The following is a 12,304-nucleotide window of genomic DNA, read 5'->3' as shown; positions in this document are numbered from 1 at the left end:
GCGCAGACTCGTCGACTTTGCGCCGACTCGACGGGTTCTGGCGCCGAGCTTGCGCCGACTCGACGGGTTCTGGTGCCGAGCTTGCGCCGACTCGACGGGTCAGAGTCCGTGGTCGGCGAGGAGCGTGTGCACCTCGGCCCGGGCGGCGGCGGCCAGCGCTCCCCCGGTGAACCGCTCGTCGGCGGTGACCTCGGCCAGGACCGCCAGCCCGACCGCGGCCGGCGTCAGCCCGGGCGACCCGTCGACCTCGGCCAGCACCAGGCCCTCGCAGTCGCCGGCGAACACGTCCACGGCGACCACCGCACCGTCGACGCGCAACCGGTGCCGCCGCTTGCGCAGCTCGTGGGCAGGCAGGTCCTGGAGCAGCGCCCACTCGGCGGCGTCGAGGTAGAAGTTGGTGCAGGCGACCTCCTGCGACCCCTCACCGACCCGGACCTTGTGGCCCAGCTTGCGCACCTGCGCCCCGTCCGCGGCCACGACCTCGCGCAGGCGCAGCCGGCTCCCGACCACGTAGCGGTCGACGATCATCACGACGTCGTCGCACTGCGGGACCGCCGCGGCGGGGTCCAGCAGCCAACGCCGTTCCCGCTCGACGTGGGCGTACTTCAGGGGCGGACCACCCACCCCTCGGGACCCTGACCACATCTACGGGAGAGTACTCATGCCGACACCAGACGGAACCAGCAGCAGGTCGACGACGTCGGGCGTCGCTGGCGTCAGCTCCGCAGGTCAGATCCGGATGTTCTCCAGCAGCGCCACGCACTCCACGTGGTGCGTCATCGGGAACAGGTCGAAGGCGCGCAGTGCGCGCAGCGAGTAGCCACGCTCCGCGAAGTACGCGAGGTCGCGAGCCAGAGCGGCCGGGTCACACGCGACGTAGGCGACCGCGCGGGGTGCCCGGTCCACGACCTGCTCCACCACCGGCCGGCGGGCGCCCTCCCGGGGCGGGTCGAGGACGACGAGGTCGAAGGGCTCGTCGTACGACGAGGCCAGCACGCGGTCGACCGACCCGCTCGCGACCACGACGTGCCGGAACTCCGCGAGGTTGGTGCGGGCGTGACCGCAAGCAGCGCGACTGCCCTCGACCGTCACGACCCGGCCGCGCTCTCCCACGCGCTCGGCGAGGAAGGCGGCGAAGAGGCCGACGCCACTGTAGAGGTCGAGGACCTTCTCGCCCGGCTGCGGCTGCAGCAGGTCGAGCACGGTCTCGACCAGGGTCGCCGGCGCGCCGGGGTGCACCTGCCAGAACCCGTCGGCCGACACCACGAACTCGCGGCCCAGGACCGTCTCGTGCACCAGCTCCGGCGACGGCTCCCGCGCGTCGGTCCGGGCGATCAGGCAGTCCTCGACCGGGATCACCTCGTTCGAGCGGTGCACCCTCATGCCGCGACGGCCGTCGTCGGTCCGGGCGTACTGCACGCGGGTGCGCCAGCGCAGCCCGTCCTCGTCACCCTCGACCGGCTCGACGACCACGGGGACGTCGAGCTTCGCGAGGCGGGCGAGCTGCTCGCGCACCACCGCCGCCTTCAGGTCCCGCTGCCGCGGCAGCGCCACGTGCTGAAAGTCGCAGCCGCCGCACAGCCCGGGGCCGGCGTACGGGCAGGGGGCCGGCACCCGGTCCGGCGAGGCCTCGAGCACCTCCACCGCGTCACCGCGCCAGAAGCGGTCGCCGTCGGTGCCCTCGGTGATCTGGACGACCACGCGCTCACCGGGGATCGCGTGCCGCGTGAACACCACCCGGGCCTCGGGCTCGGGCAGCCGGACGATGCAGTGGCCGCCGTGGGCGACCGGGCCGACCTCGGCCTCGAAGCGCTGCCCGACCCGGGAGGCGCCCTTGGCCTTGCGCTGGCGGGGGCTGCGGCTCATCGGTTGATCTGCCCGCGCCGGCTGCGGTCGCCGACCTGGCCGCGACGCAGGTCGCCGGGGCGGACCCGGGCGAGCTCGCGCTCCTCCCGCTCCCGGGCGATCTGGGACGAACGCAGCTGGTAGGGCACGGAGATGACCATCACGCCGGGCGCGAACAGCAGCCGGCCCTTGAGCCGCAGCGCGGTCTGGTTGTGCAGCAGCTGCTCCCACCAACGGCCCACGACGTACTCCGGGATGTAGACCGCGACCACGCCCCGGGGGTTGGCCTTCTTGATCTCCATCGCGTAGTCGACGATCGGCTTGACCAGCTCGCGGTACGGCGAGTGGAGCACCTTCAGCGGGACGCCGAGGTTGCGCTCGTCCCACTCCTCCAGCAGCTTGTTGGTGGCCACCGGGTCGGCGGCGACGTACACGCCCTCGAGGACGTTGGGGCGCGTCGCCTTGGCGAACGCCAGCGCCCGCAGCGTGGGCTTGTGCAGCTTGCCGACCAGGACCATGGCGTGCACCCGCGTGGGCATCACCTTGTCCTCCTCGTCGGCCGCGAGCTCGGCGTTGACGTTGTCGTAGTGCCGGCGGATCCCGCGCATGATGACGAAGAAGACGATCATCGCGAGGATCGTGATCCAGGCGCCCGCGAGGAACTTGGTGATCAGCACGATCACCAGCACGACGGCGGTGAAGCTGAGTCCGACCGCATTGATCATCCGCGAGCGGTACATGTGGCGACGAGTCGCGGGGTCCTTCTCGGTCTTCAGGTGCCGTGTCCAGTGCCGGATCATGCCGAGCTGGCTGAGGTTGAACGACACGAAGACGCCGACGATGTAGAGCTGGATCAGCCGGGTCGTCTCCGCGTCGAAGGCCTGGATCAGCACGATCGCCATGACGGCGAGGAAGACGATCCCGTTGCTGTAGGCAAGCCGGTCACCGCGGGACCCGAGCGCCCGCGGGGCGTAGCCGTCCTGGGCGAGGATCGAGCCGAGCACCGGGAAGCCGTTGAACGCCGTGTTGGCGGCGAGCACCAGGATCACGCCGGTCACCGTGACGACGAGGTAGAAGCCCGGCGTGAAGTCGATGAACACCGCCCGGGCGATCTGGGCGATCACCGCGTGCTGGTCGTAGCCGGGCGGGAGCGGCTGTCCGTCCAGCGTCAGCCGGTCGAGGTCGCTGGGGTCGACGTACTTCAGCCCCATCTGCTTGGCCAGCACGATGACGCTGACCATCATCGTGATCGCGATCATGCCGAGCAGGAGCAGCGTGGTCGCGGCGTTCTTGCTCTTCGGCTTGCGGAACGCCGGCACCCCGTTGGAGATCGCCTCGACACCGGTCAGCGCCGCACAGCCCGACGAGAAGGCACGCGCGAGCAGGAAGAGCAGCGCGAAAGTCGTGAGCGAGCCGCCGTACCCGGGTGCCGGCTCGATGGAGAGGTCGGCGCTCTCGACCTGCGGCAGGTCGCCCGCGGCCAGCTCGAACATCCCGAAGGCGCACATTCCCAGTATGGCGACCATGAAGGCGTAGGTCGGGAACGCGAAGAACGTCCCGGACTCGCGGATGCCGCGCAGGTTGATGGCCATCAGGACCAGCACCATGATCGTGGCGAACGTCGCCTCGTGCCCGCTCAGGGCGCCGATCGCGGACGCGGCGTACTGCGCACCCGAGGAGATCGACACCGCGACCGTGAGGACGTAGTCGACCAGGAGGGCGCTCGCCACGGTGGTGCCGGCGGTCGCGCCGAGGTTGACGGTGGCGACCTCGTAGTCACCCCCACCGCTGGGATAGGCGTGCACGGTCTGCCGGTAGGACATCACCACGGCCGCCATCACCAGCGCGACCGCGATGCCGATCTTCCACGACCAGACGTACGCCGAGGCGCCGGCCAGGGACAGCATGATGAAGACCTCGTCCGGCGCGTAGGCCACCGACGACAGCGCGTCGCTGGCGAACACCGGGAGCGCGATCCGCTTGGGCAGGAGCGTCTCCCCCAGCTGGGAGCTGCGCAGCTTGCGCCCCAGCAGGATCCGCTTGGAAACGTCGCCGACACCCACGAGCGGAAAGGCTAGACCCATCGGCGGGCGAAGCGTGCGTTGCCACCCGCAGGTCCCCGGAGGCGACGTGTAGCGTCTGCCCCGTGCACGTCGTGATCATGGGTTGTGGCCGGGTCGGCTCCACGCTGGCCCGCAGTCTCGAGGACCGCAACCACACCGTCTCCGTCATCGACAGCGAGCCCGACGCCTTCCGGCGGCTCGGGCCCGGGTTCAACGGGGACAAGGTGACCGGGTACGGCTTCGACCAGGAGGTCCTGGAGAAGGCGGGCATCCGCCGCGCGGACGCGTTCGCGGCCGTCTCCAGCGGCGACAACTCGAACATCATCGCCGCCCGGGTGGCGCGCGAGACGTTCGGGATCCAGCAGGTCGTGGCCCGCATCTACGACCCCGGCCGCGCCGAGGTCTACCAGCGGCTCGGCATCACCACCGTCGCGACGGTCAAGTGGACCGCCGACCAGGTGCTGCGCCGGCTGCTGCCGGCCGGCGCCGAGCCCGACTTCCGGGACCCCTCCGGGACCATCCGGCTCGACCAGGTCCCGGTCACCGAAGCGTGGATCGGGCACCGCACGATCGACTTCCAGTCCCAGTCCCAGAGCCGCATCGCGTGGATCGACCGGCTCGGCGAGGGCATGCTGCCCACCAAGGACAGCGTCATCCAGGAGGGTGACCTGCTGCACCTGGTGATGCGCGAGGAGAACGCAGCCCACGCCTACTCGGTCATCGACCGCGGCCCCGAGGAGTCCTGAGCCCATGCGCGTCGCCATCGCCGGAGCCGGTGCCGTAGGCCGTTCCATCGCCCGCGAGCTGATCACCAACGGTCACGAGGTCCTGCTCATCGACAAGGCCCCGGCCTCGATCAAGCCCGAGCGGGTGCCCGACGCCGAGTGGCTCCTCGCCGACTCGTGCGAGATGTCCTCCCTGGAGGAGGCCCGCCTCGACCGGTGCGACGTCGTCATCGCCGCCACCGGTGACGACAAGGCCAACCTGGTCACCTCGCTGCTCGCCAAGACCGAGTTCGGCGTCCCCCGCACCGTCGCCCGGGTGAACCACCCCAACAACGAGTGGCTGTTCACCGAGGCGTGGGGCGTCGACGTCAACGTGTCGACGCCGCGGATCATGTCGGCGCTGGTCGAGGAGGCGGTGACGGTCGGCGACCTGGTCCGGCTGTTCACGTTCCGCCAGGGCAACGCCAACCTCGTGGAGATGACGTTGCCCGCGGACTCGCCGTACGTCGGCAAGCCGATGGGGCTCATCCCGTTCCCGGAGAACTGCGCGCTGGTCACGATCCTGCGCGACGGCCAGGTCTACGTCCCCGACCCCGAGCAGCCGGTGGAGGCCCACGACGAGCTGCTGTTCGTCGCGTCGGCCGACGTCGAGGACCAGCTCGAGCGGATGCTCGCCCCCGGTGGGCACGGGGGCTACGGCGGCTGACGTCAGGCGGTGACGGGGGTCCGGTTGCGCGAGAGCAGCCAGACCATGCCGCCCAGGGCCGCGAGCTGCAGCGGCCAGCCCAGGGCGATCTTCAGGACGCCGAGCGCGGCGACCGCCGTGTCCGGGTCGATCGCTCCCGAGTGACCCCCGAGCCACAGCGGCGCCTGGACCAGCACGCGCAGCAGGCACGGGAGCACCAGCAGCCAGGTGAGCCGGGTGCACAGCCGGACGACCTGCTTGTCGCGGTGCCACGCCGTGGGGTCGCCGGTGACGCTGCCGACCATGAAGCCGACCACCGGCCAGCGGATCAGGCAGGTGAAGGAGAGCAGCACCGTGTAGACGGTGTTGTAGATGATCCCCGGCAGGAAGTAGGCCAGCGCCTGGTCGTTGGCGTCGCCGCCGTTGCGCGCCGACAGCGTGACGAAGAACCAGCCGATGCCGATCCCGACCATGGCGTTGACGACGAACTGGACCGTCGACCGCTGCACGAGGCGTACGACGAGCAGGGCCACCGCGGCCGCGACGCTGATGACCAATGCCAGCCGCAGCTCCTTGGTCGTGAGGTAGACCAGCGTGAACAGCAGGGTCGGCACCGCCGCCTCGACCATCCCGCGGCGACCGCCGAGCGCCTTGCTCAGCTGGGACCGGACCACCGCCTCGACGGTGTCGACGGACGCCGGTCGCTCGTGCGAGTGACTTCCAGGCTCGGTCATCGGCGCGCTCACGGCATGAGCTCGTAGCGGGGGTTGTACATGATGCGCTGCCCCTCGTGCTGACCGATCCGGCCCTGGATCTCCATCGACCGGCCCGGCGAGATGCCGGAGATCCGGCGCCGTCCGAGCCACACCACGGTGATCACGCCCGAGCCGTCGAACAGCTCGGCCTCCAGCGCCGGGACGCCACCGCGCGGGCGCAGGGTGACGGTGCGCAGCGTGCCGCGCAGCCGCACCCGCTCCCGGTCGGGGGCATCGGCGATCTGCACGACGCCCGTGTGCGCGAACGTGCGGCGCATGTCGCGCGCGTGCTGGTCCTCGGTGTCGGCCCACTTGCTGATGGTCCTGCGCAAGCGGCTCTTCTCGGGCATGTCTCGGACCTCCCCGGGCTCAGCTGGTCGGGGGATCGACCCGGCGGGCGCCCTCGGGCAGCACGACGGGCAGCACGTCGCCGACGGGCATGGCGCCCTGGCCACGACGGACGGCCACCCGGGTGATCGTCTCCTCCCACTCCTCGGCGCCGTCCATCTCCATGGCCGGGCGACCCAGCAGCGTGGCTCGCAGCATCCAGCGCGGGCCGTTGATGCCGATGATCCGCGACGGCTGGGTCGCGGTGGTGCCGTCCTCGAGGCGGACGGTCATCCGGCACACGAGCTCGGTGCCGAAGCGACCCTCGCGCTCGCTGGCGGTGCCGCCGTGCTGGGCCATGTCGGCGGCGATCTGCGGACGCACCGTCTCCCAGAGGTCGCCGTTGCGGGGCGCGGCGAAGGCGCGCAGCTCCACGGCGCCGTCCTCACCGGCCAGCAGCACCGACTGCACCTCGCCGGTCGACTCGTCGACCTGCAGCCGCAGCTCGCGGCCCTCCTGGGGCTCGATGAGCAGCGAACCGAGGTCGAGCCGCTCCACGCCGTCGTCCGGGAGCTCGTCGACGTCGTACGGGCCGGCCACGGCGGCGGCCGGGTCGACCTGCGCGTCGTCGAGCAGTCCCTCGTCGGCGACGTCGGTCTCGGTGGACTTACGACGGAACTTCACTCTCACTCCTCGGTCCGGGGCGCGGTCAGGACCGACCGAAGCCTCCGGTAGAACCGTAACCCCCCGCACCCCGCGCCGACTCGGGGAGTTCCCCGACCTCGACGAACCTCGCCCGCTCCACGCGCTGGACCACCAGCTGGGCGATCCGGTCGCCGCGACGCAGCTCGATCGGCTCGTGCGGGTCGTGGTTGATCAGCATCACCTTGATCTCGCCCCGGTAGCCCGCGTCCACGGTCCCCGGGGTGTTCACGATCGACAGTCCGTGCCGGGCGGCCAGGCCCGATCGCGGGTGCACCAGGGCGACGTACCCGACCGGCAGCGCCATGGCCACGCCGGTCGGCACCATCGCCCGCTCCCCCGGCGCCAGCGTCACGTCGACGGTCGTCAGCAGGTCGGCTCCGGCGTCGCCGGGATGGGCGTACGACGGCAGCGGCAGGTCGCCGTCGAGGCGGACCACCTCGATCGCGAGGTCGGCGGCGGGCGCGTGGGCAGGGTCGTCGTGGGGCTCAACACCGGGGGTCACGGCGGGTGACCCTACTCCGGCGTGAAAGGGTTCTCCCCGTGGAGTACGAGGAGCGGCTGGGCGTGCCGCTGCGCTGGTGGGTGCAGGGCACGATGCTGGTCGCCAGCCTGTGGCTGGCCGTGGTCGTGGCGCTGCCCGCGGTGGTCGCGTGGGCCGTCTCGGCGGTGGCCCTGGCGCTGATGGCTCTGGTGCTGCTCGCCTACGGATCGGCGCGGATCAGCGTGCGCGAGGGCGTCTTCCGGGCCGGACGGGCCCGGATCGAGGCCGTGCACCTCGGGACGGCGACCGCGCTGGACCCCGAGGAGACCCGCCGCACCGCCGGCCGCGAGGCCGACGCCCGCGCCTACCTGCTGCTGCGGCCCTACCTCAAGCGCGCGGTACGGGTGCAGATCGCTGACCCTCGCGACCCCACGCCGTACTGGCTGGTCAGCACCCGGCGCCCCGAGGAGCTGGTCCGGGCGCTGCACGCCCTCGCCGCAGCCGAATGACCCGCCCGGCTGCTGGGTAAGGTCCTTCCATGGCATCTGGTTCGAAGGTCTGGTCGGTCTTCTCCCTGGCCGCCGCGCTCGGCGCGGCCGCGGTGGCGAAGAAGACGCTGAACACCTCTTGGAAGGCGGCCACGGGCAAGAACCCGCCGGCCAACCCCGCCGATCCCGACGTGGACGTGTGGGAGGCGGTCCTCTGGGCCGCCGTGAGCGGCACGGCGATCGGGATCGCCCGCATGCTCGCCACCCGCAAGGCGGCCCACTACTACGCACGCTCGACCGGCCACCTGCCCCCCGACCTGCAGAAGGACGACCAGGACGCCGACAAGGCGCCGACGCCGACCACCTGACCGGTCCGCTGGACCCCTCGAACGCCAGAAGGCCGCAACCCCTCGGGTTGCGGCCTTCTCTCGTCTGCGGGTTCGTGGGGCCGAGCGCCGAGTCGGCGTACCTTCGCCTTCTCCGCTTCGCTCCCCCGTCGAAACTGCGCCGACTCGGCTTCGTGCGTCTTCGCTGCGCTCAGACACAGTCCTTGCAGATCATCTTCTTGCTGTCGGCGAGCTGCGAGCGGTGGTGCACGAGGAAGCAGCTCATGCAGGTGAACTCGTCATCCTGCTTGGGCTTCACCTCGACCGCGAGCTCCTCGTGCGACAGGTCGGCCCCGGGAAGCTCGAACGACTCGGCGGCTTCCGCCTCGTCCTCGTCGACCTTGCCGGAGTTCTTGTCGTGACGCCGCGCCTTGAGCTCTTCGATGCTCTCCTCGGACTGCTCGTCCTCGTTCTTGCGCGGTGCGTCGTAGTCGGTCGCCATGCGTACTCCACTCCCCAGGCCAGCCACCCCACGCGGCCGGCCCAACACGTTGTCTCTTCCCCGCCGTCGGCGCCAGATTGTGCACCATCACGGGTGACCGTTGCACACCCGTCCCACGACGTGTCGCCTGAACAGTCGGTGACGGGTCGCTATTCCCCGAATTTCGGGACCTCAGCCGATGAAGCCGGCTTCCTGGACCGCCGCGCGGAACTCGTCGAACCCGTGTGAGGGGGCGCACAGCATCAGGTCCCGTCCCCCCGCTCCGCGGGTCACCTCGGTGGTGGCCCCGGCGACCCGAGCGACCAGTCCGCCGGCCGCGTGGTCCCACAGGTTCACGCCCTCCTCGACGTAGGCGTCGATGCTGCCCTCCGCGACGTGGCACAGGTCGAGCGCGCAGGAGCCCAGGCGGCGGATGTCGCGCACCCGGGGCAGCAGGTGGACCATGGCCCGGGCCTGGATGCCGCGCAGCTCCGCGTCGTAGTGGAAGCCGGTCGCGACCAGCCGCTGGGAGAGCGGCGCCGGGGCGCGTACCCCGATCGGCCGGCCGTCACGGGTGGCCGTGCCGACGCCGTCGGCGTCGAGGTGGGCGACGTACTCAGTGCCGGTCGCGGCGTTGAGCACCACGCCCGCGACCACCTCGCCGTCCCGCTCGGCGGCGATGGAGACGGCGTACTGCGGCAGGCCGTAGAGGAAGTTGACGGTCCCGTCGATCGGGTCGATGACCCACCGCACCCCGGAGGTGCCGGGCTCCTCCGACTCCTCCTCCCCGAAGAAGCCGTCGTCGGGGCGGGCCTCCCGCAGGAGCTTGCGCAGCAGTGCCTCGCAGGCCCGGTCCGCCTCGGTCACGACGTCGACCTCGCTGGACTTGGTCGCGGCCACCGTCACGCCCCGGGAGGCCCGGTCGCGGACCAGCTCCGCCCCGGCCCGAGCGGCCTCGAGGGCCAGCGCTGCGAGCTCCTCGCCTCCCGTCACCGGTCGGACCCGCACAGCGCGGGACGGTCGCCCCGCGGGTTGGGGCAGCAGCCGACGGGGCAGCGGTCCCACAGGGCGTCCAGGCTGCCGACGGCCGCGCGGGCACGCTCCTCCCCGCGCTCCACGGCGGCCCGCTCGAGCAGCAGGTCCCGGACGGCCGACACGAAGCGGGGGTCGACCCCGGCGGTCGCCGCGCGTCGGGCCGGCAGCCCGATCTCCTCGGCGGTCGCCATCGCCTCGGTGTCGAGGTCGTAGATGACCTCCATGTGGTCGGAGACGAACCCGACCGGCACCATCACGACCCCGGGTGCGCCCTTGTCCTTCAACGACCGCAGGTGGTCGTTGACGTCCGGCTCGAGCCACGGGATGTGCGGGGCACCGGAGCGCGAGCAGAAGACCAGCTCGTGGGCGTGACGGCGGCCGGTCTCCTCGCGGACCCGGTCCACGACCTCCTGCGCCACGCTGCGGTGCTGGGTGACGTAGGCACCACCCTCAGGGCCGCTGGTGTCGTTCATCGACGTCGGGATCGAGTGGGTGACGAACGCCAGGTGCGCGCCCTCGCGGGCGGAGTCCGGCAGCTCGGCGAGCGCGGCGAGGGTCGCGTCGACGACCGCCTCGACGAAGCCCGGGTGGTTGAAGTAGTGGCGCAGCTTGTCCAGCCGCGGGGCGTCCGCCACGCCCTCGACGGCGTCGGCGAGGTTCTCGCGGTACTGCCGGCACGAGGAGTACGACGAGTAGGCGCTGGTCATGAAGCAGGCGGCCCGGGTCACCCCGTCCGCGGCCATCTTGGCCACGGTGTCGGTCAGGTAGGGGTCCCAGTTGCGGTTGCCCCAGTAGACGGGCAGGTCGATGCCTGCGCCCGCGAGGTCCTCGCGCAGGGCGGCCAGGAACTCGCGGTTCTGGTCGTTGATCGGCGAGCGGCCACCGAAGAGGAAGTAGTGCTCGCCGACCTCCTCGAGCCGCTCGCGCGGGATGCCGCGCCCGCGGGTCACGTTCTCGAGGAAGGGCACCACGTCCTCGGGCTTCTCGGGACCCCCGAACGACACCAGCAGGAGGGCGTCGTACGGGCTCGTGTCTGGCTTCGGGGTGCTCGGCATGCGCCCATCGTAGGGAGCGCTGCGAATCCGATTGGTCGACCGTGCCCCCGCGGACCTACTCTCACCGCGATGGTGACGTCCTACCGCCGGGTGCTGTCCGAGCCCGGCACGCTGCGCTTCAGCGCGACCGGCCTGGTCGCGCGCCTGCCGATCTCGATGGTCGGCCTGGGCATCGTGCTGCTCGTCTCCGCCGCCACCGGCTCCTACGCCGTCGCCGGCACGGTCTCGGCCGCGTTCATGGTCGCGAACGCCGGGCTGGCGATCCTGCAGGGCCGCCTGCTGGACACGCTCGGGCAGGCGCGGGTGCTCACGGCGGCGGCCGTGCTGTTCGGTGCGGCCATGGTCGTGCTGGTCTGGTCGGTCGAGGCCGACTGGCCGGTCGGCACGTCGTACGCCGCCGCGGCGGTGGCCGGCGGAGCCCTCCCCCAGATCGGCTCCAGCGTCCGCGCCCGCTGGTCGCACGCGCTGACCTCGACCGCCGACGTCCAGACCGCCTTCGCGCTGGAAGCGGTCGCGGACGAGGTGGTCTTCATGCTCGGCCCGATCCTGGTGACGGTGCTGGCCACCGCCTGGGACCCCGTGGCCGGACTGGTCGTGGCCGTGGTCGCCTGCGTCGGCGGGACCCTGGCCCTGTGCGCGCAGCGTGCCACCGAGCCGCCCGCGCACCCCCACGACCGCTCCGCCGGCCGCCGGCCCCCGATGCCGTGGGCGACCGTCGTCCCGCTGGCGATCGTCTCGGCCGCCCTGGGCACCCTGTTCGGCGCCGCCGAGGTGACCACGGTCGCGTTCGCCACCGAGCAGGGACACCAGGGGTGGTCGGGGCCGCTGCTGGCGCTGTGGGCGCTGGGCAGCCTGCTCGCCGGGCTCGCCACCGGCGCGGTGCGGTGGCGCCGCGGCCCGGCGATCCGGGTGCGGTGGGGCGCGCTGGGCATGGCCTGCGCGATGGCGCCGCTGGCCTTCGTGGGATCGATCCCGGTGATGGCCGCGGTCCTGCTGGTCGGCGGCTTCGCGATCGCCCCGACCCTGATCGCCACCCTGTCCCTCACCGAGCAGACCGTGCCCGCGGGCCGGCGCACCGAGGGCATGGCGATCATGCAGACCGGCCTCGTCGCCGGGGTCGCCCCCGGTGCGAGCCTCGCCGGCGTCGTCATCGACGCCCACGGTTCCTCGCCCGCCTACCTCGTCTGCTTCGCGGCCGGGGCGCTCGCCGCGCTCGCTGCGCAGGCGCTGCCGCGGGATGCGGCGCGGGTCGCTGTGGGCGAGTAGCGGGCATTCGTAGAGCACGCCGCCAGGCCTGCGGGGCCGCTACTCGTTCCGGCACTTGGCAGCTACG

Annotated in this window: 15 protein-coding genes; 5 read left to right on the top strand and 10 right to left on the bottom strand. The window is 72.1% G+C overall.

Features of this window, described 5'->3' with window-relative positions:
• Positions 1-99: 99 nt before the first annotated feature.
• The 3 genes from ACFO9I_RS09815 to ACFO9I_RS09805 form a co-directional block, all read right to left on the bottom strand.
• The gene (locus tag ACFO9I_RS09815; RefSeq protein ID WP_379180263.1) at positions 100-624 is read right to left on the bottom strand and encodes a hypothetical protein; all 525 of its coding nucleotides are present in this window, start codon (positions 622-624) and stop codon (positions 100-102) included.
• A gap of 105 nt (positions 625-729) precedes the next feature.
• Positions 730-1,866 carry a class I SAM-dependent RNA methyltransferase gene (locus ACFO9I_RS09810; protein WP_379180261.1) on the bottom strand — a complete coding sequence of 379 codons (1,137 nt, stop codon included), beginning with the start codon at positions 1,864-1,866 and terminating at the stop codon, positions 730-732.
• On the bottom strand, positions 1,863-3,908 hold the full coding sequence (locus ACFO9I_RS09805) for an APC family permease (RefSeq protein ID WP_379180259.1): 2,046 nt from the start codon (positions 3,906-3,908) through the stop codon (positions 1,863-1,865). The genes ACFO9I_RS09810 and ACFO9I_RS09805 overlap by 4 nt, the downstream gene beginning before the upstream one ends.
• A 98-nt stretch (positions 3,909-4,006) precedes the next feature.
• Here ACFO9I_RS09805 and ACFO9I_RS09800 point away from each other — a divergent pair, with 98 nt between their 5' ends.
• Positions 4,007-4,654 carry a potassium channel family protein gene (locus ACFO9I_RS09800; protein WP_379181119.1) on the top strand — a complete coding sequence of 216 codons (648 nt, stop codon included), beginning with the start codon at positions 4,007-4,009 and terminating at the stop codon, positions 4,652-4,654.
• 4 nt (positions 4,655-4,658) lie between these two features.
• Positions 4,659-5,339, top strand: a complete 681-nt coding sequence (locus ACFO9I_RS09795; protein ID WP_379180257.1) for a potassium channel family protein — start codon at positions 4,659-4,661, stop codon at positions 5,337-5,339.
• Positions 5,340-5,341: 2 nt separating this feature from the next.
• Here the strand turns inward: ACFO9I_RS09795 and ACFO9I_RS09790 are convergent, their stop codons facing one another.
• Genes ACFO9I_RS09790 through dut form a run of 4 tightly spaced genes read right to left on the bottom strand, consistent with a single transcriptional unit; the run spans position 5,342 to position 7,547 of the window.
• Positions 5,342-6,064: a DUF3159 domain-containing protein gene (locus tag ACFO9I_RS09790; RefSeq protein ID WP_379180255.1), complete on the bottom strand. Its 723-nt coding sequence runs from the start codon at positions 6,062-6,064 to the stop codon at positions 5,342-5,344.
• Complete coding sequence (locus ACFO9I_RS09785; protein ID WP_379180253.1) at positions 6,061-6,423, bottom strand: OB-fold nucleic acid binding domain-containing protein; 363 nt, start codon at positions 6,421-6,423, stop codon at positions 6,061-6,063. Before ACFO9I_RS09785 ends, ACFO9I_RS09790 begins: the two co-directional genes overlap by 4 nt.
• A gap of 19 nt (positions 6,424-6,442) precedes the next feature.
• Positions 6,443-7,084, bottom strand: coding sequence for a DUF3710 domain-containing protein (locus ACFO9I_RS09780; protein WP_379180251.1), 642 nt, complete (start codon positions 7,082-7,084; stop codon positions 6,443-6,445).
• A gap of 25 nt (positions 7,085-7,109) precedes the next feature.
• Positions 7,110-7,547: a dUTP diphosphatase gene (gene dut, locus ACFO9I_RS09775; protein WP_379181117.1), complete on the bottom strand. Its 438-nt coding sequence runs from the start codon at positions 7,545-7,547 to the stop codon at positions 7,110-7,112.
• 98 nt (positions 7,548-7,645) lie between these two features.
• Between dut and ACFO9I_RS09770 the strand changes: the two genes are divergently transcribed.
• Positions 7,646-8,095: a DUF3093 domain-containing protein gene (locus ACFO9I_RS09770; protein WP_379180249.1), complete on the top strand. Its 450-nt coding sequence runs from the start codon at positions 7,646-7,648 to the stop codon at positions 8,093-8,095.
• A 29-nt stretch (positions 8,096-8,124) separates the two neighbouring features.
• On the top strand, positions 8,125-8,442 hold the full coding sequence (locus ACFO9I_RS09765) for a DUF4235 domain-containing protein (RefSeq protein WP_379180247.1): 318 nt from the start codon (positions 8,125-8,127) through the stop codon (positions 8,440-8,442).
• 169 nt (positions 8,443-8,611) lie between these two features.
• On the opposite strand, the gene ACFO9I_RS09760 is transcribed toward ACFO9I_RS09765, so the two are convergent.
• From ACFO9I_RS09760 to ACFO9I_RS09750, 3 genes are all read right to left on the bottom strand, one after another.
• Positions 8,612-8,902, bottom strand: coding sequence for a DUF4193 domain-containing protein (locus tag ACFO9I_RS09760; RefSeq protein WP_379180245.1), 291 nt, complete (start codon positions 8,900-8,902; stop codon positions 8,612-8,614).
• A gap of 171 nt (positions 8,903-9,073) precedes the next feature.
• A complete protein-coding gene (locus ACFO9I_RS09755; protein ID WP_379180243.1) occupies positions 9,074-9,874 on the bottom strand; it encodes an inositol monophosphatase family protein in 801 nt (266 codons plus the stop codon).
• Positions 9,871-10,971 (bottom strand): ferrochelatase, encoded by a 1,101-nt coding sequence (locus tag ACFO9I_RS09750; protein ID WP_379180241.1) that lies wholly within the window; start codon positions 10,969-10,971, stop codon positions 9,871-9,873. The genes ACFO9I_RS09755 and ACFO9I_RS09750 overlap by 4 nt, the downstream gene beginning before the upstream one ends.
• A 69-nt stretch (positions 10,972-11,040) precedes the next feature.
• On the opposite strand from ACFO9I_RS09750, the gene ACFO9I_RS09745 reads away from it, so the two are divergent.
• The gene (locus tag ACFO9I_RS09745) at positions 11,041-12,237 is read left to right on the top strand and encodes an MFS transporter (protein WP_379180239.1); all 1,197 of its coding nucleotides are present in this window, start codon (positions 11,041-11,043) and stop codon (positions 12,235-12,237) included.
• Positions 12,238-12,304 lie beyond the last annotated feature (67 nt).

Source organism: Nocardioides sp. GCM10023255 (assembly GCF_042653125.1).
In the GTDB taxonomy this organism is placed as follows: Bacteria; Actinomycetota; Actinomycetes; order Propionibacteriales; family Nocardioidaceae; genus Nocardioides.
The sequence above is the reverse complement of the archived record's forward strand: the minus strand, read 5'-3'. Positions and strand labels throughout refer to the sequence as shown.

Bases quoted from the DNA above. Each gene is read 5' to 3' on its own strand.
- ACFO9I_RS09810 (WP_379180261.1), bottom strand. From the start codon at position 1,866: ATGAGCCGCAGCCCCCGCCAGCGCAAGGCCAAGGGCGCCTCCCGGGTC.
- ACFO9I_RS09800 (WP_379181119.1), top strand. From the start codon at position 4,007: ATGGGTTGTGGCCGGGTCGGCTCCACGCTGGCCCGCAGTCTCGAGGAC.
- ACFO9I_RS09795 (WP_379180257.1), top strand. From the start codon at position 4,659: ATGCGCGTCGCCATCGCCGGAGCCGGTGCCGTAGGCCGTTCCATCGCC.
- ACFO9I_RS09785 (WP_379180253.1), bottom strand. From the start codon at position 6,423: ATGCCCGAGAAGAGCCGCTTGCGCAGGACCATCAGCAAGTGGGCCGAC.
- ACFO9I_RS09765 (WP_379180247.1), top strand. From the start codon at position 8,125: ATGGCATCTGGTTCGAAGGTCTGGTCGGTCTTCTCCCTGGCCGCCGCG.
- ACFO9I_RS09760 (WP_379180245.1), bottom strand. From the start codon at position 8,902: ATGGCGACCGACTACGACGCACCGCGCAAGAACGAGGACGAGCAGTCC.
- ACFO9I_RS09750 (WP_379180241.1), bottom strand. From the start codon at position 10,971: ATGCCGAGCACCCCGAAGCCAGACACGAGCCCGTACGACGCCCTCCTG.
- ACFO9I_RS09745 (WP_379180239.1), top strand. From the start codon at position 11,041: ATGGTGACGTCCTACCGCCGGGTGCTGTCCGAGCCCGGCACGCTGCGC.